The following is a 24,584-nucleotide window of genomic DNA, read 5'->3' as shown; positions in this document are numbered from 1 at the left end:
TTACTGCCTAGGCAGCGAATGTCAACGCAATAGTTAGCAGGCTTGGTAAATAGTTGACCAGCGGTGTCGGTTTTTGTTGCGGCCACACTGACGCCATCGCGAGCAAGCTCGCTCCCACAAGGTCCAGTGCGATCCTTGTGGGAGCGAGCTTGCTCGCGATGGGAGCGACTCGGTTTTGGAGGGAGCGAGGCTTAGAAATCCCGCTTGTAGAAGATGTCCAGCGAACTGGCCACGCCACCCGCGGCTTCGAGGTAGACCTTCTTGCTCAGCTTGTAGCGCAAGGCAATGGTGTTGGCCGGTTCGAACACACCGACGCCATAGCGCAGGCTGAGCTTCTCGGAAATATTGCCGCTGGCCACCACACTCGTGGCAGTACCGCTGCCCTGGGTGTCGAGCTGGAAGTCCTGGATGCCCAGGTTCTTGGCCAGGCCACTGGTCACTCCGGAACTGCCCATCAAGCCCAGACCGAGGGCCGCCTGGGCGAGCATGTTGTTGTCTTCGCCATTGCTGCTCAGCGGACGCCCGAGCACCAGATAGGACAGGGCCTGCTCCTGGCTCATGGCCGGTTCGGAAAAGATCTGTGTGGTCGGCTGCTCGGCGCTGCCACTCAGGCGAATGCCGGCGATGATGTCGTCGGTCTTGCGAATGGCCTCGATGTCCAGGTACGGCTGATCGATGGGCCCGGCAAACAGCAAGCGTGCCCGGCGCACCGAAAGCCGCTGGCCGTAGGCGCGGTATCGGCCATCGTTCAGCCACAGCTCGCCACGGGTGTCCATGTTGTCACCGATGTGCACATGCCCCTGCACATTCGCGGTCAAGCCAAACCCGGCGAAGCTCAACTTGTCCTCGCCGACCAGCACTTCGATGTCCATCTTCATCGCCAGCGGCGGCTTACCCTCCTCGGTTTGCTGACCGACGATCACCGTGTCATCGGAGACCTTGACCGTCGACGGCGGCAATTCGCGAATGGTGATTTCGCCCCTGGGTACCAGCACTTTGCCGGCGATGGCCAACTCGCCATCCTTCATCGAGATTTTCAGATCCGGTGCGACCTCAAGCTTGGCGTAAGGCTCAACGGTGACCGGCAACTGCGAGCCCTTGAGCGCCAGGTCCACCATCAGCGCTTGCCCCCAGGCGATGTTGCCGTTCAGGCTGCCCTGCCCAACCTTGCCGCTGTTCCAGCCACCGTTGATCGATACGTTTTCGCCGGCGATCAGCGCTTGAACGTGAAGGTTTTGCAGCTCCATCGGCAGTTCAGGTCCGGCAACCACGCCGTCGCTGAGTTGCAGGCTGCCATTGATCTGTGGCGCCAACAGCCCACCGGAAATCGTGCCACTGCCATTGAGGCGCCCAGCCAGCTTTTCGACCATTGGCAAAAACGGCCGCGCCACCGACAGATCCAGCCCGCTCAAGCGGAACGAGCCGCTCAACGGTTTGTTCTTCGGCAACGGATTGAGTTGCGCCTGCACCATCAGCTCACCGAGTTTGCCACCGACGAAATTGAGCTCGGTGTCGATGCGTTTGGGCGTGAGTTTGCTGGTGAGTTTCAGAGTCTGGTACGGGAAGTCCAGCCACTGCTCCTTGTCCTTGATGCGCAACGTGCCCCCGCCGGCATCGACGCTGACCTGGCCGTTCGGGCCACTGGCCGGCAGGTCCAGTTGCAGGTCGGCGTTGAGACGGCCCTGCCAGGCAAAATCCTTCGGCAACCATTGCGCGAGGCTGTCGATAGGGAACTGCTTGAGGTGATAACGCAGCTTCGGCTCGGGCATCAGGCGCGAGTCGTCTCCACACAGGCTGGCCTGGCCGGATGCCCAGCAATGGGCGCCAAAATTGATTTTGCCGTCCGCCAGGCGTTCGAGTTTCGCCGGCCCTTGCAGCTTCCAGTCCTGGCCACCGGCCTGGATATCACCGCTGGCCAGGCGCCCGCGCCAATTGCCCTTGTCCAGCGCACCGTCCAGTCCCAGCGCCAGTTTCAGCTTCGGTCCTTGCAGATCGAGGCTCAGCTTCTGGTTTTTGATGTCACCCTGGCCGCTGGCGGTCAACGTTCCCAGCGAGGTGTCACCGGCCCGGATGCCACTGCCCTTGAGATCGATTTTCGCCCGTTGCGCACTGTCCAGCGTGGCGTCCAGGTTCAGGCTTTGCAGGCGACTGTCCTGGAAAGCCAGTTGCGAGCCTTGCAGGTCAAGCTTGCCTTGGGGCGCTTTGAGTGTGCCGGCGACATCCACGCGGCCATTGAGCTGGCCGCGCAGCTCTGGCCAGAGCTGGGCCAGGCGCGGCAGCTTGAGATCGATCTGGCCGGCGAGTTTCTGTTGCAGGCTGCCTTTGCCGCTGATGCTGTTATCGCCGAGACGAACTTGCAGGGCATTGAGGTTCCATTGCTCGCCACGGCCATCGGTTTTGGCCTGTATCACTGCCGGTTGACCGCGCAGTTTGCCCTTGAGGTCCAGGTCGGCATTGAGGCTGAGCACTTCGTTCTTCATCTCGCCCTGGCTGCGCAACGGCCCGGCCAACGTGCCCGGCAGCTCCGCGACCCAGTACGCAGGGTTGATCGCCGACAGGTCCAGCGCGGTGTCCCAGGCAATGCCGTCGGCGAATTGCAGGTTCAGGTGCCCTTCAGCCTTGCCCTGCCCGGCCTGGAGTTGAATCTGTTGCAGGTAGATTTTCGTCAGGTCGCCGGCGAACGGGCTGGCCAGGGTGAAGGCGCCGGCCGGTCCATCCGCCGCCGCGGCGAAATGACCAAGGTACTTGCCGTCGGTGTAGGAGATTTCGCCGGTGAACGTGCGAAGCGCTACTTGCGGTTCGTCGATGAGCGGATAAAGCCTGTGCCACGGAAAGTCCAGCCAGTCGATCTTCGCCTCAGCGCTCAAGCCCTCGCTCCAATCCAGCTGCCCTGTGAGCTTGAGGCTTTGCTTGTCGTTGGCGGTCAGGTCCAGCGCGGCGATCTGCGCGCCCCTGGCGTCGACCTTGCCTTGCAGCGCCAGGGCGACCGGCCCTTGCTCGGCGGGCAGCGTGGCTTTGCCGAGCAGCGCGTAGCCGTTCTTCAAGTCGCCAGCCCCCGTGAGCTCAAGCTGATTGAGTTGCAGGGTGTCCGGCAGATCGGCACCGGGCTTGAAGCCATCGGCGGTGATCCGCACTTTGGCCGGCAGGTTTTCCACCAGCGGTTGCAGTTCGCCGCTCAGTTGCCCGTTGAGGTAACCGCTGCTGTCGGCTTTCAGGTTCAGAGTCTTGAGCAGGTCGCCGTCGACTTTCAGCGCCAGCGCCAAGGGCTCAGGCGTCGACAACAGGGTCAGCTTGCCTTCGGCACTGAGGGGCCAGTTACCTGAGGGTTGCAGCAGGCCGGACAGGTTCAGGCTCAGGTCATCGCGCTGCAACGCCACCGAATCGATCCTCAAACCAGCCGCCGTCCAGTGCGCCGCCAGTTGCAAGCCCTTGAGCGCTTCGCTGCCGTTGAACAACAGGCTGCCGACCTTGATCTCCCCCAGTTCCAGGGCCAACGGTAACTCGAGCTCCGGGAGCGTGATCGGGCCGCTGTCTGGCTCTTCGGCACCGGGCGGGAACGTCAGGCTGACCTGATCGGCCTGCAATTGCTCGATGCACAAGGCCCTGCGGGACAGGCACAACGGCGACCAGGCAAAAATCACCTTGCTCAGTTCAACCCGATTATCGCCCTGTTGCCACAACACCCGGTCGGCACTCCACTGCCCGCCCAGCCGGCCCTGGAAGTTGTCCAGGGTCAAACCCGGCACGAAGCCCAACGCCCAGCGGCTGCCCGTCGCCGTGCTCAGCACCGTGGCCAGCGTCAGGACAACCAGCATCAACAGCGCCGCTATCGCCAGCAGCGTTACTTTCAAACCACGCTTCACAGCTCAGGCCCCATGGAAAAGTGCAGTCGAATGCCGCCATCGTCGTCCAGCGCGTGGGCCAGGTCGAGGCGGATCGGCCCCACCGGCGAGACCCAGCGCACGCCGATACCGACCCCGGTCTTGAGGTTAGGCAGTTCGAGTGTATTGAAGGCGTTGCCCTGATCGACAAAGGTCGCGATCCGCCATTTTTCGGCGACGGAATACTGATATTCCGCACTGGCGGCGACCATGTAGCGACCACCGATGCGGTCGCCGTCGGAGTTTTCCGGGGACAGGCTCTGATAGTCGTAACCGCGCACGCTCTGATCGCCACCGGCGAAGAAGCGCAGCGATGGCGGCACCGATTTGAAGCCGTTGGTGGCACTGCCGCCGACCTGCACCCGCCCGAGGAAGCGGTGATTATCGAACACTGTGGTCAAGCCTTTGACCAGCGCCGTGCCGTACAGCAGGTTGCTGTCGGAACCCAAACCTTCCTTGGCCACTTTGGATTCGAATTGCAGCCGATAGCCGTTATGCGGATCGATGCGGTTGTCGCTTTTCAGGTACGAATAATTCACGCCGGGCATCAGCAGGTTACTGAGTCCGGAGTCATCGCCAAGTTGGTAATCCTCGCGCTGCCACTTCAGCGACACCACCCGTTGCCAGCCGCTGGGCAATTTGCTGTGCCACTCGGGGCCGAGGGTCAGCAGCTTACTGTGGGTGTCGGTGCCGGCGATGTCCTCATTCTGATAACCGCCGGCAAAACGCAGTTTGTCGGTCAGTGGCGGGTCCAGTGGAATGTCGTAGAACAGCCCGACGTTTTGCCGCGGCGCGGAGACTTCGGTCTCCCAGCCATAACTGTGCCCTTGGGCGTTGACCCAGTGTCGGGTCCAGTTGGCCTTGGCACGTGGGCCGACGTCCGTGGAGAAACCCAGGCCCAGGCCCATGGTCCGCGGCTTGCGGGTTTCGAGCTTGACGTCCACCGGGATCGCATCGTCCCTGGACGCCTTGGGTGCCGCATCCACGCGCACGCCTTCGAAGTAGCCGCTCGATTGCAGGTTCTGATTGAGTTCGGCGATCAATTCCGAGTCATACGGCTCGCCGGCCTTGAATGGCACCATGCGTTGCAGCAGCTCGTCGTCGAATGGCGTATCACCCTCGAAATTGACCTTGCCCAAGGTATAGCGCGGGCCACTTTCATAGATCAGTTCGATATCGGCGACGCCGGCTCGCGGGTCGACCGACAATTTTGAACGGGTGAATCGGCCGCTGAAGAAGCCATAGCGCGAAGCCTGATTCTGGATCAGGCGCTTGGCGTCCTCGTAATGACCATGATTGAGCACAGCGCCGGGCTTGAGCGCGTCGCTTTTGGGGACTCGAAAGGTTTTGAGGGAGGCTGCCGGGCCGTCGACGCGTATCGTCACATTGCGCAGATGCACCGGCTCGCCAGGATCGATGGTCAACACCAGACGTGGTGTCTTGCCACCCTTCACCTCGCTGTCGATGTGCGGCTGGTAATAACCCAAGGCCTGGGAGGCCTTGCGCGCCTGCTCTTCGGCGCCGCGGCTGAAGCGCAGCAACGCCTCTTCATCGCGATCGCCGAGGCTGCCGATATAGCCTTCGATATTGGCCTTCAGCTCATCATTGGACGGTTTGATCCGTACATCCAATTCACTTTGTGCCAGCGCCGCACAGCTGGTCATCAGCATCAGAACGCCACTGGTAATTCTTCCTGGAAACTTCATAGGCGCGGATGCTATCACGAGCTTGAGAGCCTGATAGAGCCTGACATGCCCGGAAAGTTCGCCGTTCAAGCCGTTGCAGTATGTAACACCTGAGGATTGGGGTGAAAAAACACGTGCTCGCGGATCGGTCCTACGGCAACTTCACCGATTTCCTCATAGCCCTGGCGCTTATAGAACTCCAGATAGCGCGGATTGCCGGTGTCGAGGATCACGCCCTGTGAGTTTTCATCCACCGCGCACCAGTTGTGCACGGCCTGCAACAACTGCTCGCCGAAATGTTTGCCCTGAAATTGCGGATGCACGCCCAGCAATGGCAGGACGTGCACCGAATCGTTCGGCACACAGGCCTCCACGGCGGCGTGATATTCGAGGTAGCGACGGGTGCAGCGGAATCCCGTACTGAGCACCATGCGCAGGCGCCAGGCCCAACTTTCGGTGACACCAAGACGACGTTGCGGCGGCGCGATCAGGGCGATGCCGATCAGGCGGTCGTTGACCAACAGGCCGATGGCCGGCAGGTCCTGGAGAAAATGCTGGGTCACCAGTTCGCGCACGGTGGCGCGAACCCGCTGTTCGTAACCGGGGCGTTCGGCTTCGAACAAATAGCCGAAAGTCGGCTCGTGTCGATAAGCCTGGTACAGCAGCGAACGCGCTTCGCGGGCGTAGCCGCTGTCGAGCATGTGAATATCGGCGATGGCGGTCGAAGTTTCGGGCATGACGGTTGATCTCCCCGGCACAGCTCGGGTGGCTGCACGCTTGTTGTTACGAGCTGATCGACGCTGACACAGCTCCTTACAGATCCGCACTCAGTGTAGGCAATGAAATCGCCTTCGTCGGAACGCCACCCGGAGCAAGCCCGCTCCCACAAAAGCAAGGTCGGCTCATCACCTGTGGGAGCGGGCTTGCTCGCGAAGGGGCCATCACTGCCCATACACAACTGCCTGACAAAAACGAATCCCCTCACCCCACACTGGCCCGATTCCCACATGTCAGCTAGCATCGCCCTTTTGCCAGGACTGCCGACCATGAAGATCGTCTCCTTCAACATCAACGGGCTGCGCGCCCGTCCCCATCAGCTGGCGGCGCTGATCGAAAAGCACCAACCCGATGTGATCGGCTTGCAGGAAACCAAGGTCCACGACGATCAGTTCCCGCTGGCCGAGCTGCAGGCCCTGGGTTATCACGTGTATTTCCACGGGCAAAAAGGCCACTACGGCGTCGCCCTGCTCTCGCGCCAGGAGCCGCTGGCCCTGCATAAAGGTTTCGCCACCGACGACGAAGACGCCCAACGACGCTTCATCTGGGGCACCTTCGCCGACGCCAATGGTGTGCCGGTGACCATCATGAACGGTTATTTCCCGCAGGGCGAAAACCGCGACCACCCGACCAAATTCCCGGCCAAGGAACGCTTCTACAGCGATTTGCAGCAACTGCTGGAAAGCCAGTTCGAGAACCACCAGCCACTGGTGGTGATGGGCGATGTGAACATCTCCCCGGAAGACTGCGATATCGGCATCGGCCCGGACAACATGAAGCGCTGGCTGAAAACCGGCAAATGCAGCTTCCTGCCGGAAGAGCGCGAGTGGATGGCCCGCTTGAAGAACTGGGGCCTGGTCGACAGTTTCCGTCACCTGAACCCGGACGTGACCGACACCTTCAGCTGGTTCGACTACCGCAGCCGCGGCTTCGAAGACGAACCCAAGCGTGGCCTGCGCATCGACCTGATCCTCGCCTCCCAGGGCTTGCTGCCACGGGTGAAGGCCGCAGGGGTGGACTACGAACTGCGCGGCATGGAAAAACCTTCGGACCATGCGCCGATCTGGCTTGAATTGAGCTGATTCAGAACCAGCCACAATCCCCTGTAGGAGCGAGCCTGCTCGCGATAGCGGTGGTTCAGTGACAATGAAGTCGACTGACACTCCCTCATCGCGAGCAAGCTCGCTCCCACAGGGGACCACCACTGCCAACTGTCATTTTTCGGAAACCTTACTGACTTAATCTCCCGACACCTCCTTTGGCTATGTAAGGTGCCGGCATGATGCTGCGCGTGCTGTTCCTGTTGATGCTGTGCATGGGCTTGCCGCAGGCGGCCCCGGCCGGCGACTTGCCGACACCCGAGCACGTCCCGGTGCTGCGCATTCAGGGTTCCAACACCATCGGTGCGGCATTGGGACCGGCGCTGGTCGAGGGTCTGATGAGTGAACAAGGTCTGCGCAAGATCCACCGCGAAACCCCGGACACCGCCAATGAACAGCGCATCGTCGGCGAAACCGTTCAGGGCCGGCGGGTCGTGGTGGAGGTGGCGGCCCATGGTTCCAGCACCGGTTTCACTGCGCTAAAAGCAACCAGCGCCGACCTGGCCGCCTCCTCGCGCCCGATCAAGGACAGCGAACTGGCCAGCCTCGAATCCCTCGGTGACCTGAAAAGCCCGAGCGCCGAACAGGTCATTGCCATCGATGGCCTGGCGATCATCCTGCATCCGGACAATCCGCTGAACCAACTCGACACCGTGCAACTGGCACGCATATTCAGTGGCGAGGTAAAAACCTGGGAAGACATCGGTGGCCGCGGCGGCCCCATTCATCTGTATGCGCGAGATGATCAGTCCGGGACCTACGACACCTTCAAGGAACTGGTCCTCAGTGGCCGCGGGAAAACCCTGAGCAGCACCGCGAAACGCTTCGAGTCCAGCGAGCAACTGTCCGATGCGGTCAGCGCCGACCCGCAAGGCATCGGATTTATCGGATTGCCCTATGTGCGCCAGGCCAAAGCCGTGGCCATTGTCGACGGGCAATCCCAAGCCATGTTGCCGCTCAACAGCCTGATTGCCACAGAAGACTATCCGCTGTCCCGTCGGTTGTTCTTCTATCTGCCACCCAACGGGAAAAATCCCTGGGCCCAAGCGCTGGTGGCCTACGCCCAAAGCAGCAAAGGGCAGGCGATTGTCGCCGCCAACGGGTTTGTCGCCCAGACCGTCCAGGCCATGGCCGTCACCCCCAATGCGTTGATGCCCGAGGGATACCAGTCGCTCAGTCGTCATGCCCAGCGGTTGTCGGTGAATTTTCGCTTCGAAGAAGGCAGTGCCAGCCTGGACAACAAGGCGCGGCAAGACCTGACGCGAGTGCTCGACTATATAAAGCAGCAAGACAAAATGTCTGGGCAAGTGACGCTGGTGGGGTTTGGCGATGCCAAGAGCGACCCGGCACGCGCCGATCTGTTGTCGAAACTGCGGGCCATGGCGGTACGGCGGGAGTTGGTGAAAAGCGGCGTGGTGTTTCGCGAGATACGCGGATTCGGTGCCGAAATGCCGGTGGCGGCCAATAGCGCCGATGAAGGAAGGATCAAGAATCGGCGGGTTGAGGTTTGGGTGTATTGAATCTGATGTTGATGTGCTGGATCGACTGACGCCATCGCGAGCAGGCTCGCTCCCACAAGGGATCAGCGCTCGCCAGTAGATATCTGGCGACACGCGATCAAATGTGGGAGCGAGCCTGCTCGCGAAAGCAGGCGCTGCGGTCTTACTGCCCGCTACGCATCATCTCCTTCGGCACATACTTGCCGATTTCGAACTTGCCGATCGCCGCGCGGTGCACTTCGTCCGGGCCGTCGGCCAGGCGCAGGGTACGCTGCATCGCGTACATGTAGGCCAGCGGGAAATCGTTGGAAACCCCTGCTCCACCATGAATCTGGATCGCCCGGTCGATCACCCGCAAGGCAACGTTTGGCGCGACGACCTTGATCTGCGCGATCTCGCTGCGGGCCACTTTGTTGCCGACGGTGTCCATCATGTACGCCGCTTTCAACGTCAGCAGGCGTGCCATGTCGATTTCCATCCGCGAATCGGCGATCTTGTCGACGTTACCGCCCAGCCGCGCCAGGGGTTTGCCGAATGCCGTACGGTTCACGGAGCGTTTGCACATCAGTTCCAGTGCGCGCTCGGCCATGCCGATCGAACGCATGCAGTGGTGAATCCGGCCCGGGCCAAGACGACCTTGAGCAATTTCGAAGCCGCGGCCTTCCCCCAGCAGGACATTTTCGTACGGCACCCGGACGTTTTCGAACAGCACTTCGGCGTGACCGTGAGGCGCATCGTCGTAACCGAACACCGGCAGTGGACGCAGGATTTTTACCCCGGGGGTATCCAATGGCACCAGAATCATCGAGTGCTGCGCGTGGCGTGGCGCGTCAGGATTGCTCAGCCCCATGAAAATCAGGATTTTGCAGCGCGGGTCGCAAGCACCCGAGGTCCACCATTTCTTGCCGTTGATCACCCACTCGTCGCCATCGCGCACAGCGCGGGCAGCCATGTTGGTGGCGTCGGAGGACGCAACGTCCGGTTCGGTCATGGCGAAGGCCGAGCGGATCTCGCCGCGCAGCAAGGGTTCGAGCCAACGTTGTTTTTGCTCTTCGTTGGCGTAACGCACCAGCACTTCCATGTTGCCGGTGTCCGGTGCCGAGCAGTTGAACGGCTCTGGCCCCAGCAGCGAGCGGCCCATGATTTCCGCCAGAGGCGCGTATTCAAGGTTGGTCAGCCCGGCACCCAGCTCGGACTCAGGCAGAAACAAATTCCACAAGCCTTCGGCCTTGGCCTTGAGTTTGAGTTCTTCCATGATCGCGGTCGGCTGCCAGCGATCGCCTTCGGCGACCTGGCGCTCGAACACGGCTTCGGCGGGATAAACGTAAGTGTCCATGAACGCTGTTACGCGCTCACGCAGTTCCTGAACCTTGGGCGAATAAGCGAAATCCATGAGCGAGATACCTTCTTGGGGGAGGTTGTTTAGGTCATGCAATCGATGCTAGAACAGCGTTGATAATTTACCTAGCCTATTCTCGGCGTGTATAAACATTCATCACCGATATATGATCGACTGATCGTCACGGTCAGTCCGCCCACACAATAAGAGAGCCGCGTAATGAATCTGAGCAAGGTCGATCTCAACCTTTTCATCGTCTTCGACGCGATCTACACCGAAGCCAACCTGACCCGCGCCGGGCAAATCATCGGCATCACCCAGCCGGCGGTGTCGAACGCGCTGGCGCGCCTGCGCGAGACCTTCAACGATCCGTTGTTCGTGCGCACCGCCCAAGGCATGGTGCCTACGCCCATGGCGCAGAACATCATCGGCCCGGTGCGCAACGCCCTCTCGCTGCTGCGCGTGTCGGTGCAGGAAAGCCGCATTTTCAACCCGCTGCAAGCGGTCAAGACCTACCGCATCAGCATGACCGACCTCACCGAAGCGGTGATCCTGCCGCCGCTGTTCCAGCGCCTGCGCCGCCTGGCGCCGACGGTGATCATCGAAAGCTTCCTGTCCAAACGCCGCGAAACCACCAAGGAACTCGCGGCCGGTCGCCTCGACTTCGCGGTCGATGCGCCGCTCAACACCGACCCGCAGGTACGTCACGTCAAGTTGATGGAGGACCGCTACGTGTGCGCCATGCGCAAGGAGCACCCGCTGGCGGGCAAAGAGAAACTCAGCCTGGATGATTACCTGGGCTTGACCCACATCCATATTTCCAGCCGCCGCAGCGGCCTCGGCTATGTCGACCTGGCGCTGGGCAAGATGGGCATCCAGCGCAAGATCGCCCTGCGTTCCCAGCATTACCTGATGGCCTCGCAAGTGCTACAACAGACGGACATGGTCATGACCGTGCCGGAACGCTTCGCCCGGCGTAACGACCTGCACGCCTTTTATCTGCCGGTCAACGATGTGCCGCCAGTGGAAACCCATCTCTACTGGCACGAAAGCACCGACCAGGACCCGGCGAACCGCTGGATGCGCGAGCAGATGATCGAGTTGTGCCAGCAGGTGACGGCGCAGGAGAAAAAGCTCGAGAAGGTGTAGGGCTTGATACCGAGGTGCCCCCATCGCGAGCAAGCTCGCTCCCACAGGGTTCTCTGTCTTACGCAAATATTGTGTTCACTGCAGATCCAATGTGGGAGCGAGCTTGCTCGCGATGGGGCCAGTCAGAACAGCGAAAACCTCTGCCCCTTGACGTAAACGTCAACCTACCATTAGCTTAGCGCCATGACCTTTTGCGAGCGCTTCCATGAGCAGCCAGACCTACAGCATTTCCGACCTCGCCCGCGAGCTCGACATCACCACCCGGGCCATTCGCTTTTATGAAGAGCAAGGCCTGCTCAGCCCTGAGCGTCGTGGCCAGGAACGCATTTACTCTCCCCGCGACAAGGTCAGCCTGAAGTTGATCCTGCGGGGCAAGCGCATCGGTTTCTCGCTGGCGGAATGCCGCGAACTGATCGAGCTCTACGACCCGTCCAGCGGTAACACCAAGCAGTTGCACAGCATGCTGGCGAAAATCAGCGAGCGCCGTGAGCAGCTTGAACAGCAGTTGCTGGACATCGAACAGATGAAGCTTGAGCTCGATACCGCCGAAGAGCGCTGCGTGCAGGCGCTGGAGCAGACGCTCAAAAACCAGGAATCAATTCAGTAAACCCACATTATCCACTGTGGGAGCGAGCTTGCTCGCGATAGCGGAGTGTCATTCACCAAAAATGTTGAATGTGAAGCCCTCATCGCGAGCAAGCTCGCTCCCACAGGGTTCTCAGCGCATTCAGACAATCAGCACAGGTCGATCCCCATGCCCCTCCCCACCCACGTACGCATTGTCGAAGTCGGCCCACGCGACGGCCTGCAAAACGAAGCCCGGCCCATCAGTGTTACCGACAAGGTACAACTGGTCGATGCATTGACCGCAGCCGGGCTCGGCTATATAGAAGTCGGCAGCTTCGTGTCGCCCAAGTGGGTGCCGCAGATGGCCGGCTCCGCCGAGGTCTTCGCGCAGATCCAGCGCAAGCCGGGCGTGGTCTACGGCGCGCTCGCTCCCAACCTGCGCGGTTTCGAAGATGCCCTCGCCGCCGGGGTCAAGGAAGTGGCCGTGTTCGCGGCGGCTTCAGAGGCGTTTTCCCAACGCAACATCAATTGCTCGATCAGCGAAAGCCTGGAGCGTTTCGCGCCGATCATGGACGCCGCCAGACAACACGGAATTACCGTGCGCGGGTATGTGTCCTGTGTGCTGGGCTGCCCCTATGAAGGTAACGTCGCCCCGGAGCAGGTCGCCATGGTCGCTCGCGAACTGTATGCCATGGGCTGCTATGAGGTCTCGCTGGGAGACACCATCGGCACCGGCACCGCTGGCGCAACCCGCAAGATGTTTGAAACGGTAGCAAAGGATGTGCCCCGGAAAAAACTCGCCGGGCACTTCCACGACACCTACGGTCAGGCCGTGGCCAACATCTATGCCAGCCTGCTGGAAGGCATCTCGGTGTTCGACAGCTCCATCGCCGGCCTGGGCGGCTGCCCCTATGCCAAGGGCGCCAGCGGTAACGTCGCGACCGAAGACGTGGTTTACCTGCTCAACGGCCTGGGCATCGACACCGGAATCGACCTCGACGCCTTGATGGTTGCCGGTCAACAGATTTGTACCGTACTGGGTCGCCCTACCGGTTCCCGCGTGGCCAAGGCCCGAAGCGCACAGTGAGTGCGCTGACTGTGTCCGGGTGTTACCGCACGGACACAAACGTGGGCGCAAGCGAGTAACACGGAAACAAAATGCAGGGTTTTACCTGGAGCGCAAAACCCTAAAAATCTTCAAATCATTGATTTTAAAGACTTTTAAAAAGTTGGCATGGCTCCTGCTATATCTATCGCACAACAAGAATAAAAAAATTGCGGCAAACCTAATAAAAACAAGACGTAACGACTCTGACATAACAAAAACAACACGGCAGAGACGCAGCTAACAGATTTTTTTGGAGAAGATGTGCTTTTCAGGGTGCTTTTAGGAGTTACCCGCAACCGGACAGAGAATAATAAAACTACCTTCAGGTAGCTCCCGTATCGGTTGGATCGCTCAGCGAGAAAGTAGATCAGCGCTCAAAAAAATACGTTTGCTCTTGATCCCGAATGGGGATCGCCAAAAACAGCGGTAAAGGGCAACGGTTGCCAAAAACAACAACAGACCGACCCTCAATAATAAAAAAAGAGCACGCGCAACGAAATTAAAGGGGAGCTTCGGCTCCCCTTTGTGCTGTCTGGCATTTGTGTTTTACACCAATCCCTGTGGGAGCGAGCTTGCTCGCGATGGCGGCGGATCAGTCAGCACAAATGTTGAATGTCACACCCTCATCGCGAGCAAGCTCGCTCCCACAGGGGATTGTGGTCAACCCTGCTTGCTACGCAACTCCGCGACGCTGATCTCGCGCATCCGGAATTTCTGGATCTTGCCGGTCACGGTCATCGGAAACTCCTCGACGAACTTGAAGTAGCGCGGCGTCTTGAAGTGCGCGATGCGCTCCTTGCACCAGGCTTGCAGTTCTTGCTCGGTGGCGCTGTGGCCGGGGTGGAACTTGATCCAGGCGACGATCTCTTCGCCGTAGCGCGAGCAAGGAATGCCGATCACCTGAACGTCCGCAATGGCCGGGTGAGTGAAGAAAAACTCCTCCAGCTCCCGCGGGTAAATATTCTCACCGCCACGGATGATCATGTCCTTGTTGCGCCCGGCAATGCACACGTAACCCTCATCGTTCATGCTCGCCAGGTCACCAGTGTGCATCCAGCCAGCCTGATCGATGGCTTCTGCGGTGCCTTCGGGGTTATTCCAGTAACCGAGCATCACGCTGTAACCGCGGGTGCACAGCTCACCGATGGTGCCGCGCGGTACCAGGTTGCCCGCTTCATCGATGATCTTGCTTTCGAGTTGTGGCTGGGTGCGGCCGACGGTGGTCACGCGCAGTTCCAGATCGTCTGAAGGGCCGGTCTGCAACGACACCGGACTGGTTTCCGTCATGCCGTAGGCAATCTGCACTTCGCTCATGTGCATTTCGCTGATGACACGACGCATCACTTCGATAGGACAGGTTGCGCCCGCCATGATCCCGGTGCGCAGGCTCGACAGGTCGAACCCGACACGCTGGGGTTGATCGAGCATGGCGATGAACATGGTCGGTACACCGTACAGCGCCGTGGCTTTTTCTTCCGCCACAGTGCCGAGGGTCAGCAACGGATCGAATGCGTCGTTCGGGTAAATCATCGTACTGCCATGGGTGATGCAGCCCAGGTTGCCCATGACCATGCCAAAGCAGTGATACAGCGGCACCGGGATCACCAGCCGATCGGCTGCCGTCAGACCCAGGCTTTCGCCGACCATGTAACCGTTGTTGAGGATGTTGTAGTGACTGAGGGTCGCACCCTTGGGAAAACCGGTCGTGCCAGAGGTGTACTGGATATTCACCGGCTGATCGAAATGCAGGCTGTCCTGGCGCTCATGCAGTTGCTCGACCGTCACGCTGCCCGCCAGACCGGCCAAGTGCGACCACGGCAGGAAACCGCTCGGCGGCTGCGCATCCAGGCTGATGACGCCACGCAACTGCGGCAACCGTTCACTGCGCAACTTGCCGATGGATTGCCCGGCCAGCTCCGGCACCAGGCCTTGCAGCATCGCGTGATAGTTCGAGGACTTGAAGGCCCCGGCACAGACCAGCCATTGGCAACCGGATTGCTTCAACACGTATTCGAGTTCAGAACTGCGATAGGCGGGGTTGATGTTGACCAGGATCACGCCGATTTTCGCCGTGGCGATCTGGCTGATGCACCATTGCGCACAATTGGGCGCCCAGATACCGAGACGGTCACCCGTCTGCAGACCCAACGCCAGCAGTGCTCTGGCGTGCAGGTCCGCGGCCTCGGCCAATTGCCGCCAGCTGAAACGCAGCTGTTGATGGCGCACCACCAGCGCCTCCCCGTCCGGGTATTGCGCGACGGTGTTGTCGAACGCCTGGCCGATGGTCATCGCCAGCAAGGCTTTGTCCTGGGAACCACGGGTGTAACTGCGTTGCGGGCTTGCACTGGGTTGATCCATGACGACCCCTGTTGTCTTTATTTATGGGCTGCGAATGGTCCACTGTAGGAGCTGGCTTGCCAGCGAAGAGGCCAGCACGTTCAGCATCGATGTCGACGGATCCGACGCCTTCGCGGGCAAGTCGGATCGCCGCACCGCCGCTCCTACAGGATTCATTGACCTTACTCTCGCTCAAGTTGACGTTAACGTAAAGGGTGATTGACAGCCATTCATCGCAGGTTTACGTTAACGTAAAGGTGAGAACCCATTGACAGCCTCGCCAACCGACAAAAAAGCCAAAAGGTGACCCATGAGCTATCCATCCCTGAACTTTGCCCTCGGTGAAACCATCGACATGCTGCGCGATCAGGTCCAGTCCTTCGTCGCCAAGGAGATCGCCCCGCGCGCCGCTCAGATCGACATCGACAACCTGTTCCCCGCCGACCTGTGGCGCAAATTCGGCGACATGGGCCTGCTGGGCATCACCGTACCGGAAGAGTACGGCGGCGCCGGCCTGGGTTACCTGGCCCACGTTGTCGCAATGGAAGAAATCAGCCGCGGCTCGGCCTCGGTGGCCCTGTCCTATGGCGCGCACTCCAACCTCTGCGTCAACCAGATCAACCGCAACGGCAACCACGAACAGAAAACCAAATACCTGCCGAAACTGATCAGCGGCGAGCACATCGGCGCCCTGGCCATGAGCGAGCCGAATGCCGGTTCCGACGTGGTCTCGATGAAGCTGCGCGCCGACAAGCGCGGCGATCACTACGTGCTCAACGGCAGCAAGACCTGGATCACCAACGGTCCGGACGCCAACACCTATGTGATCTACGCCAAGACCGACCTGGAAAAGGGCCCCCACGGCATCACCGCCTTCATCGTCGAGCGCGACTGGAAAGGCTTCAGCCGCAGCAACAAGTTCGACAAGCTCGGCATGCGCGGTTCGAACACCTGCGAGCTGTTTTTCGATGACGTCGAAGTGCCGGAAGAAAACATCCTCGGCGTGCTCAACGGCGGCGTGAAAGTGCTGATGAGTGGCCTCGACTATGAGCGAGTGGTGCTCTCGGGCGGCCCGACCGGGATCATGCAGGCGTGCATGGACCTGATCGTGCCGTACATCCACGACCGCAAGCAGTTCGGCCAAAGCATCGGCGAATTCCAGCTGATCCAGGGCAAGGTCGCTGACATGTACACCCAACTCAACGCCAGTCGCGCCTACCTTTATGCGGTGGCCCAAGCGTGCGAGCGCGGCGAAACCGCCCGCAAGGACGCCGCCGGCGTGATCCTCTACAGCGCCGAATGCGCGACCCGAATGGCCCTCGACGCGATCCAGATTCTCGGTGGCAACGGCTACATCAATGAATTCCCGGCCGGCCGTCTGTTGCGTGACGCCAAGCTGTACGAAATCGGTGCCGGCACCAGTGAGATCCGTCGCATGCTGATCGGTCGCGAACTGTTCAACGAAACCCGCTAAACGGAGCTGCACATGGCTACCCTGCATACCCAGCTCAACCCACGTTCTGCGGAGTTCGCCGCCAACAGCGCGGCGATGCTCAAACAGGTCGACGCCCTGCACACCCTGCTCGCCCAAGTGGCGCTAGGTGGCGGCCCGAAGGCGCAAGAACGCCACACCTCGCGAGGCAAATTGCTGCCTCGCGAACGTATCAACCGCTTGCTGGATCCGGGTTCGCCGTTTCTGGAGATCAGCCAACTGGCGGCTTACGAGGTGTATGGCGAAGACGTCCCCGCCGCTGGCGTGATTGCCGGGATCGGCCGTGTGGAGGGCGTCGAATGCATGATCGTCGCCAACGACGCCACCGTGAAAGGTGGCTCGTATTACCCGCTGACGGTGAAAAAACACCTGCGCGCGCAGACCATCGCCCAGCAGAACCGCCTGCCGTGTATCTACCTGGTGGATTCGGGTGGTGCCAACCTGCCGCGTCAGGATGAGGTCTTTCCGGACCGCGAGCACTTCGGGCGGATCTTCTTCAACCAGGCCAACATGAGCGCCATGGGCATTGCGCAAATTGCCGTGGTCATGGGCTCCTGCACCGCTGGCGGCGCGTACGTACCGGCGATGGCCGACGAAGCGATCATGGTCCGCGAACAGGCGACGATCTTTCTCGCCGGCCCGCCGCTGGTGAAAGCCGCGACCGGTGAAGTGGTCAGCGCCGAAGACCTCGGCGGGGCCGATGTGCACTGCAAGATTTCCGGTGTGGCCGACCATTACGCCGAGAGCGATGAACACGCCCTGGCACTGGCACGCCGCAGCATCGCCAACCTCAACTGGCGCAAGCAAGGTGAGGTTCAGCAACGCACACCAATCGCCCCGCTCTACAGCAGCGACGAGTTGTACGGCGTGGTCCCGGCCGACGCCAAGCAACCGTTCGACGTGCGCGAAGTGATTGCGCGGCTGGTGGATGGTTCGGTGTTCGACGAGTTCAAGGCGCTGTTCGGGACAACGCTGGTCTGCGGTTTTGCTTACCTGCACGGTTACCCGATCGCGATCCTCGCCAACAACGGCATCCTGTTCGCTGAAGCGGCGCAGAAAGGCGCGCACTTCATCGAACTGGCGTGCCAGCGCGGCATCCCGCTGCTGTTCCTGCAGAACATCACTGGCTTCATGGTCGGCCAGAAGTACGAAGCTGGTGGCATCGCCAAGCACGGCGCGAAACTGGTGACGGCGGTGGCTTGCGCCAAGGTACCGAAGTTCACGGTGATCATCGGCGGCAGCTTCGGTGCCGGTAACTACGGCATGTGCGGTCGCGCCTACGATCCGCGCTTTTTGTGGATGTGGCCGAATGCGCGTATTGGCGTGATGGGCGCCGAGCAGGCGGCCGGCGTACTGGTGCAGGTCAAGCGTGAGCAGGCCGAGCGCAGTGGCCAGGGTTTCAGCGCCGAGCAGGAAGCCGAGATCAAGCAACCGATCCTCGACCAATACGAAGAACAGGGTCACCCCTACTATTCCAGCGCGCGCCTGTGGGACGACGGTGTCATCGACCCGGCCCAGACCCGCGACGTACTGGCCCTGGCCTTGTCTGCGTCGTTGAGCGCGCCAATCGAACCGAGCCGCTTCGGCGTGTTCCGGATGTGATTTTCTGTGGGCGCGGGCTTGTGTGGCGAGGGAGCTTGCTCCCGTTCGATTGCAGAGCAATCGTAAAATCGTTTCGCGAACCAGCCCGCCCCCGCAAGGACCGTGGAGACGGACGAATATGAGCGACTTCAACACCCTCGAACTGCTGACCGACCCCCGTGGTTTTGCCACGCTGTGGCTCAGCCGCGAAGAAAAGAACAACGCCTTCAACGCCGAAATGATCCGCGAACTGATCCTCGCCCTCGACAAAGTCGCGAGCGATGCCAGCCTGCGATTTTTGATCCTGCGTGGTCGCGGCAAGCATTTCAGCGCCGGCGCTGACCTTACCTGGATGCAGCAATCGGCCGAACTCGATTACGCCACCAACCTTGATGACGCCCGGGAACTGGCGGAGTTGATGTACAACCTGGCCAAACTGAAAGTCCCGACCCTGGCGGTGGTGCAAGGCGCAGCCTTTGGTGGCGCACTGGGTCTGATCAGTTGCTGCGACATGGCCATCGGTGCCGATGACGCGCAGTTCTGCCTCTCGGAAGTACGCATCGGCCTGGCGCCGGCGGTCATCAGCCCGTTCGTGGTGCAAGCCATTGGCGAACGCGCTACCCGTCGCTATGCCCTGACCGCCGAGCGTTTCGGCGGGCAACGGGCCCGGGAAATCGGTTTGTTGTCGGAGAGTTATGCAAGTGCCGAGCTGGAACAGAAAGTCGAACAGTGGATCGACAATCTACTGCTCAACAGTCCGGCCGCGATGCGCGCCAGCAAAGACCTGTTGCGCGAAGTCGGCGACGGCTCACTGACCCCGGCATTGCGCCGCTACACCGAAAACGCCATCGCCCGCATTCGTGTCAGCCCCGAAGGCCAGGAAGGCTTGCGTGCCTTCCTGCAAAAGCGTCCGCCGAGCTGGCAAGCCGAATCCACCAAGGAGCCCCGCTGATGAGCGCACCTGTCCTCACCACCCTGCTGGTGGCCAACCGTGGCGAAATCGCTTGCCGGGTGATGCGCACCGCCAAGGCGCTGGGCCTGACCACCGTGGCCGTGCACAGCGCCACCGACCGTGACGCCCGGCACAGCCGCGAAGCCGACATTCGCGTCGACCTGGGTGGCAGCAAAGCCGCCGACAGTTATCTGCAGATCGACAAACTGATCGCCGCCGCCAAGGCCAGCGGCGCCCAGGCGATTCACCCCGGCTATGGCTTCTTGTCGGAGAACGCCGGGTTCGCCCGCGCCATCGAAAACGCTGGCCTGATTTTCCTCGGCCCGCCGGCCTCGGCCATCGACGCCATGGGCAGCAAGTCCGCGGCCAAAGCCTTGATGGAAACCGCTGGCGTGCCGCTGGTGCCCGGTTATCACGGCGAAGCCCAGGACCTGGAAACCTTCCGCACCGCCTGCGAACGCATCGGCTACCCGGTGCTGCTCAAGGCCACCGCGGGTGGCGGCGGCAAAGGCATGAAAGTGGTCGAGGACGTCAGCCAACTGGCCGAAGCCCTGGCCTCGGCCCAGCGTGAGGCGCAATCGTCGTTCGGCGACTCGCGGATGCTGGTGGAGAAGTACTTGCTTAAACCACGTCATGTGGAAATCCAGGTGTTCGCCGACCAGCACGGCAACTGCCTGTACCTCAACGAACGCGACTGCTCGATTCAGCGCCGCCACCAGAAAGTCGTCGAAGAAGCGCCAGCACCCGGCCTGAGCCCGGAGCTGCGACGCGCCATGGGCGAAGCCGCTGTGCGTTCAGCGCAGGCCATCGGTTATGTCGGTGCCGGCACCGTTGAGTTTTTGCTGGATGCGCGGGGCGAGTTCTTCTTCATGGAGATGAACACCCGCCTGCAAGTGGAACACCCGGTCACCGAAGCCATCACCGGCCTCGACCTGGTGGCCTGGCAGATTCGCGTGGCACGCGGCGAAGCGTTGCCGATGACGCAAGACCAGGTGCCGCTGGTGGGGCACGCGATCGAGGTGCGGCTGTATGCCGAAGATCCGGGCAATGACTTCCTGCCGGCGACCGGTCGCCTGGAGCTGTATCGCGAATCCGCCCAGGGGCCGGGGCGTCGAGTGGACAGCGGTGTTGAAGAAGGCGATGAAATTTCGCCGTTCTACGACCCGATGCTCGGCAAGCTGATTGCCTGGGGCGAAGATCGTGAACAGGCGCGATTGCGCCTGTTGAGCATGCTCGACGAATTCGCCATCGGCGGATTGAAGACCAACATCAATTTCCTGCGGCGCATCATCGGTCACCCGGCATTTGCCGCTGCCGAACTCGATACCGACTTCATTCCACGCTATCAGGAACAGTTGCTGCCGACGCCAGCGCAACTCAGCGACGACTTCTGGCAAGCCGCCGCCCAGGCGTTTGCCCAGAGCCTGCCGCCTGCCACCCGCGCCGATGACCCGAGTTCGCCGTGGGCGGCGCGTAATGGCCTGCGTGCCGGATTGCCGAGAGCAATCACCCTGCACCTGAGTTGTGAAGGCCAGGACCGGGCGCTCACGCTGAGCGACATCAATGCCCACAGCGCTCGGCTCAAGGGCGAGCAGTTGCTGACCGAGCAGGCGGGTGTGCGCCGTCAACACCGCGCAATACGCCGTGGCGAACAGGTGTATTTGCAATGGGATGGCGAGTTGCGCCGCATCGAGGCTTACGACCCGATCAGCGCCGTCGAGGCCAGCCACAGCCATCATGGCGGGCTGACCGCACCGATGAACGGCAGCATCGTCCGCGTGCTGGTGGAGGCCGGGCAATCGGTCGAAGCCGGGGCGCAATTGGTGGTACTGGAAGCGATGAAGATGGAGCACAGCATTCGCGCGCCCCATGCCGGGGTGATCAAGGCGCTGTATTGCCTGGAAGGCGAGATGGTCAGCGAAGGCAGTGCACTGGTCGAACTGGAAGAAGCGTGAAATGAAGATCGGTCCTGCGCATCGCGAGGACCGATCTGATCAGAACCTGGCAGTTGCCTGAACCACTACGCCGATGATTCGACATTCGTCGGTGTACAAGGCTTTCGGATACGTCGGATTGAGCGGCACCAGATAACGCTGCCCGCCCTCTTCGATGAGCTTGCGGAACGTGGCTTCGGCGCTGTCCGGCCACTGGGCAATGACCAGTTTGCCGGGCACCGCTTCCACCGCCGGGTCCACCAGGATCAGCATGCCTTCCGGGATGCTGATGCCAGTGGGTGCGGTCATCGCATCACCTGCCACTCTCAACCAGAATGCCGGTCCCTGCGCGTGATAATCGGACAATTCAAAGCGCCCTTTCCCATACACCGCGACCTCGCCATCGCGCACTTCGGCAGGTTCGCGCCAGTCACTGACCGGGTAGCGGAAGTACGGATTGTACTTGTGTGTCAGAGGGACTTCGTCGTCCGTTGATGCCTGAGGTTCCCGGATTACCAGCGCCACTTCGAGAAACTCAAGGCCCAGCGCCCGCAGGACACGGTTCATGTCGTCGATGCCGGGTTCACGACGTTTGTTGAGCCAGTGGCCAATGCCGCCCTGGGACATCCCGAGGCGCTCGGCAAGTATCTCTTGAGTGATTTTGAGTTCACTCATCTTGGCCTTGACCAATTCTATCCATTTATCCATGTGCGGCACGATACGTGGGTGACTCCGGCCATCAAAACACAAGTTGTAGTATTTAAATACTCGTCACAAATACAGTACGTATTATTATCAATTCACGGATCTGAAACTGCCACGGAGCTTGCCATCGCCATGAACCAACCCACCAATGAACTGCCGAACATACAAATCGACACCACCCTCACCTCGTCTCTGGACTCAGAGGCGGCACAACGCGCCCTGGACTATTACTTGAAACCAGCTATTTCAGAGGAAGTGACCGAACCGCGTTTTTTTGATGTGAACCGCAACATCAGTGGCGAAGAGGCGCTGGTCCATGCTTTGGACCTGTTGCGCTGTGCCGCCGCCACCGCGTACGAATCAGCCAATCACCTGCAAGGCGCAAACCGCGACCTGGCATTTTCGACGGTGCACATGATCGACATGGCCAAGGCAATGGTCGATCGATCACTGGAGGGGTATGCAAACGGCTGAGGTGAAATCGCAAAATAGGAGGGCAGGAAAGAATTTTCCTATAGGACAGGTAAAATCGCTTGACCCTCAAATAGGAATGATTATTATTGTCATGGCTGATCGCAAGATCAGTCGATGGACCAGGTGACCTTAGGTCGGTCTCCTGGACTATCTCCTCATCAGGCTAATCACGGTTTTTGACCCGGCTTTTTGCCGGGTCTTTTTTTGCCAGTTTTTGAGAATCAGTAGCACACTCTCCAAGCTGCGGCAGCTTCAAGGAGGATGCCCTCAACGCCTCGCCCTCTCTCGTGTTCTTTAATACACCGCTATATGTGAGTCCGTTCGTGGCTCTGTCCCGCCGCATAACACGCCGGTTTCAGGATCGCGCAAGATGATCTGCCCACGCCCGTAACTGGTGAGATCGCACGCCACCTGAACCTGGTGCCCGCGACGCGCCAGTGCCGCAACCATATCCCGCGAAGCGTCCTGCTCAATACCCACCTTCATGTCCCCCAACCATTGCCAACGCGGTGCGTCCAGCGCGGCTTGAGGGTTGAGTCCGAAATCCACCAGATTCATGACCATCTGCACATGCCCTTGCGGTTGCATGTAGCCGCCCATGACACCAAAGGGGCCCATCGCCTCACCGTCTTTTGTAAGGAACCCTGGAATGATGGTGTGGAAGGTCTTTTTGCCAGGCGCCAGGCAATTGGCGTGCCCGGGATCAAGGCTGAACTCTTCACCGCGGTTTTGCAGGGCGATACCGCTGTCAGGCAACACCACGCCGGAGCCAAAGCCGTGATAGTTGCTCTGGATGAACGAAACCATGTTGCCCTGCGCATCGGCGGTGGCCAGATAGACCGTACCACTGGCGTGGGGATCACCCGGCAGGGGCGCCACGGCCTGCTCACCAATCTGCGCCCGGCGGTGAGCGCAATAGTGGTCGCTGAGCAGATCGTCCACCGCCACCCGCATGTGCTCCGGATCGGTGATGTAGTGCAAACCATCGCTGTAGGCGAGTTTCATGGCCTCGAGTTGACGATGCCAGGTCTGCTGGCTGTCGCGATGATCGAAATCAAAGCCCTCGAGAATCTTCAGCGCCATCAACACCACGAGTCCCTGACCACTCGGAGGAATCTCCCAGACGTCGACACCACGATAGTTGACCTTGATAGGCTCAACCCACTGGGCGCTGTAGTCCTGCAAATCACTGGCGCGCAGATAGCCGCCCGTGGCCCGCGAATGCGCATCCAGCCTCTGCGCCAGCGCGCCACGATAAATACTTTCACACTCGGTGGCGGCCAATTCGCTCAAGGTCCGTGCCTGGGCCGGGTTGCGGAACAGTTCGCCGGCGCGGGGGGCACGGCCTTCGATCAGGAAGGTCTCGAACCAGCTCTCGAGCACGTCGCTACGGTCCGGAGTGAAATCCTCCAGCGCGGCTTGCCACTGCAAGGCCACCACTGGCGAAACGGGAAATCCGTCCCGCGCCAGACTGATCGCCGGCTGCAGCAAGTCCGCAAAGGGCAGACGACCGAAACGCCGGGACAATTGCGCCCAGGCCGACGGGCAGCCGGGCACAGTGACAGGCGTCCAGCCATGCAGCGGCATTTTTTCATGACCGGCCGCTTTCACTGCCTCAATGCTCAGGGCTTGCGGGGCGGCGCCGTTGGCAGCAAGGCCATGCAGTTTGTCTTGGGTCCAGACCAAGGCAAAAGCGTCACCACCGATACCACAACCGGTGGGCTCGACCACCGTCAATGCGGCTGCCGTGGCGATGGCCGCATCGATGGCATTGCCGCCGCGACGCATGATTTCAATTCCGGCTTCGGCCGCCAGCGGTTGCGAGGCGGCGATCATGCCGCGCTTGGCGAAAACGCTTTGACGTTGTGAGGTGTAGGGATACTCATGGGCAGAAAACTTGAACATGGCAGGACTCACACAAAAGTAATGTTCATAAAAACCTGCAGGAGCGAGCCGGCTCCGGGCGGCGTTCCGACGATGGACTCAAGAGCACCGCGTTTTTCC

The 24,584-nt window shown here is 60.7% G+C and carries 17 protein-coding genes; 10 read left to right on the top strand and 7 right to left on the bottom strand.

What is annotated here, in order from left to right:
- Positions 1-191: 191 nt before the first annotated feature.
- The 3 genes from ACM6IK_RS22985 to ACM6IK_RS22975 all read right to left on the bottom strand — a co-directional run bounded on the left by ACM6IK_RS22985 (position 192) and on the right by ACM6IK_RS22975 (position 6,303).
- Positions 192-3,863, bottom strand: coding sequence for a translocation/assembly module TamB domain-containing protein (locus ACM6IK_RS22985; protein WP_414876141.1), 3,672 nt, complete (start codon positions 3,861-3,863; stop codon positions 192-194).
- On the bottom strand, positions 3,860-5,587 hold the full coding sequence (locus tag ACM6IK_RS22980) for an autotransporter assembly complex protein TamA (protein WP_414876140.1): 1,728 nt from the start codon (positions 5,585-5,587) through the stop codon (positions 3,860-3,862). Before ACM6IK_RS22980 ends, ACM6IK_RS22985 begins: the two co-directional genes overlap by 4 nt.
- 65 nt (positions 5,588-5,652) lie before the next feature.
- Positions 5,653-6,303 (bottom strand): GNAT family N-acetyltransferase, encoded by a 651-nt coding sequence (locus ACM6IK_RS22975; protein WP_103395455.1) that lies wholly within the window; start codon positions 6,301-6,303, stop codon positions 5,653-5,655.
- A 309-nt stretch (positions 6,304-6,612) separates the two neighbouring features.
- Between ACM6IK_RS22975 and xthA the strand changes: the two genes are divergently transcribed.
- On the top strand, positions 6,613-7,425 hold the full coding sequence (gene xthA / locus ACM6IK_RS22970; RefSeq protein WP_414876139.1) for an exodeoxyribonuclease III: 813 nt from the start codon (positions 6,613-6,615) through the stop codon (positions 7,423-7,425).
- Positions 7,426-7,622: 197 nt separating this feature from the next.
- On the top strand, positions 7,623-8,963 hold the full coding sequence (locus ACM6IK_RS22965) for a substrate-binding domain-containing protein (RefSeq protein WP_414876138.1): 1,341 nt from the start codon (positions 7,623-7,625) through the stop codon (positions 8,961-8,963).
- A gap of 142 nt (positions 8,964-9,105) precedes the next feature.
- Here the strand turns inward: ACM6IK_RS22965 and ACM6IK_RS22960 are convergent, their stop codons facing one another.
- A complete protein-coding gene (locus ACM6IK_RS22960; protein WP_414876137.1) occupies positions 9,106-10,335 on the bottom strand; it encodes an acyl-CoA dehydrogenase in 1,230 nt (409 codons plus the stop codon).
- Positions 10,336-10,500: 165 nt separating this feature from the next.
- Here ACM6IK_RS22960 and ACM6IK_RS22955 point away from each other — a divergent pair, with 165 nt between their 5' ends.
- From ACM6IK_RS22955 to ACM6IK_RS22945, 3 genes are all read left to right on the top strand, one after another.
- Complete coding sequence (locus ACM6IK_RS22955; protein WP_414876136.1) at positions 10,501-11,430, top strand: LysR family transcriptional regulator; 930 nt, start codon at positions 10,501-10,503, stop codon at positions 11,428-11,430.
- Positions 11,431-11,635: 205 nt separating this feature from the next.
- A complete protein-coding gene (locus ACM6IK_RS22950; RefSeq protein ID WP_414876135.1) occupies positions 11,636-12,037 on the top strand; it encodes a MerR family transcriptional regulator in 402 nt (133 codons plus the stop codon).
- Positions 12,038-12,184: 147 nt separating this feature from the next.
- A complete protein-coding gene (locus tag ACM6IK_RS22945) occupies positions 12,185-13,084 on the top strand; it encodes a hydroxymethylglutaryl-CoA lyase (RefSeq protein ID WP_414876134.1) in 900 nt (299 codons plus the stop codon).
- A gap of 681 nt (positions 13,085-13,765) precedes the next feature.
- Here ACM6IK_RS22945 and ACM6IK_RS22940 read toward each other — a convergent pair.
- Entirely contained in the window at positions 13,766-15,463 is a 1,698-nt protein-coding gene (locus ACM6IK_RS22940; RefSeq protein WP_414876133.1) for an AMP-binding protein, read from the bottom strand.
- A gap of 289 nt (positions 15,464-15,752) precedes the next feature.
- Here ACM6IK_RS22940 and ACM6IK_RS22935 point away from each other — a divergent pair, with 289 nt between their 5' ends.
- From ACM6IK_RS22935 to ACM6IK_RS22920, 4 genes are all read left to right on the top strand, one after another.
- Positions 15,753-16,916 (top strand): isovaleryl-CoA dehydrogenase, encoded by a 1,164-nt coding sequence (locus tag ACM6IK_RS22935; protein WP_414876132.1) that lies wholly within the window; start codon positions 15,753-15,755, stop codon positions 16,914-16,916.
- 12 nt (positions 16,917-16,928) lie between these two features.
- Positions 16,929-18,536 carry a carboxyl transferase domain-containing protein gene (locus tag ACM6IK_RS22930; protein WP_414876131.1) on the top strand — a complete coding sequence of 536 codons (1,608 nt, stop codon included), beginning with the start codon at positions 16,929-16,931 and terminating at the stop codon, positions 18,534-18,536.
- Between the two features lie 118 nt (positions 18,537-18,654).
- Positions 18,655-19,467: a gamma-carboxygeranoyl-CoA hydratase gene (locus ACM6IK_RS22925; RefSeq protein ID WP_414876130.1), complete on the top strand. Its 813-nt coding sequence runs from the start codon at positions 18,655-18,657 to the stop codon at positions 19,465-19,467.
- Positions 19,467-21,422: an acetyl/propionyl/methylcrotonyl-CoA carboxylase subunit alpha gene (locus ACM6IK_RS22920; RefSeq protein WP_414876129.1), complete on the top strand. Its 1,956-nt coding sequence runs from the start codon at positions 19,467-19,469 to the stop codon at positions 21,420-21,422. The genes ACM6IK_RS22925 and ACM6IK_RS22920 overlap by 1 nt, the downstream gene beginning before the upstream one ends.
- A 39-nt stretch (positions 21,423-21,461) precedes the next feature.
- Here the strand turns inward: ACM6IK_RS22920 and ACM6IK_RS22915 are convergent, their stop codons facing one another.
- Positions 21,462-22,109 (bottom strand): LexA family protein, encoded by a 648-nt coding sequence (locus tag ACM6IK_RS22915; protein WP_414876128.1) that lies wholly within the window; start codon positions 22,107-22,109, stop codon positions 21,462-21,464.
- Positions 22,110-22,238: 129 nt separating this feature from the next.
- Between ACM6IK_RS22915 and ACM6IK_RS22910 the strand changes: the two genes are divergently transcribed.
- Positions 22,239-22,580, top strand: coding sequence for a DUF6124 family protein (locus ACM6IK_RS22910; protein ID WP_414876127.1), 342 nt, complete (start codon positions 22,239-22,241; stop codon positions 22,578-22,580).
- 294 nt (positions 22,581-22,874) lie between these two features.
- Here the strand turns inward: ACM6IK_RS22910 and ACM6IK_RS22905 are convergent, their stop codons facing one another.
- Positions 22,875-24,485 (bottom strand): gamma-glutamyltransferase family protein, encoded by a 1,611-nt coding sequence (locus ACM6IK_RS22905; protein ID WP_414876126.1) that lies wholly within the window; start codon positions 24,483-24,485, stop codon positions 22,875-22,877.
- Positions 24,486-24,584 lie beyond the last annotated feature (99 nt).

Origin of the sequence: Pseudomonas sp. IT-196MI5, assembly GCF_949767415.1 — a bacterium.
Classification (GTDB): Bacteria; Pseudomonadota; Gammaproteobacteria; order Pseudomonadales; family Pseudomonadaceae; genus Aquipseudomonas.
The sequence above is the reverse complement of the archived record's forward strand: the minus strand, read 5'-3'. Positions and strand labels throughout refer to the sequence as shown.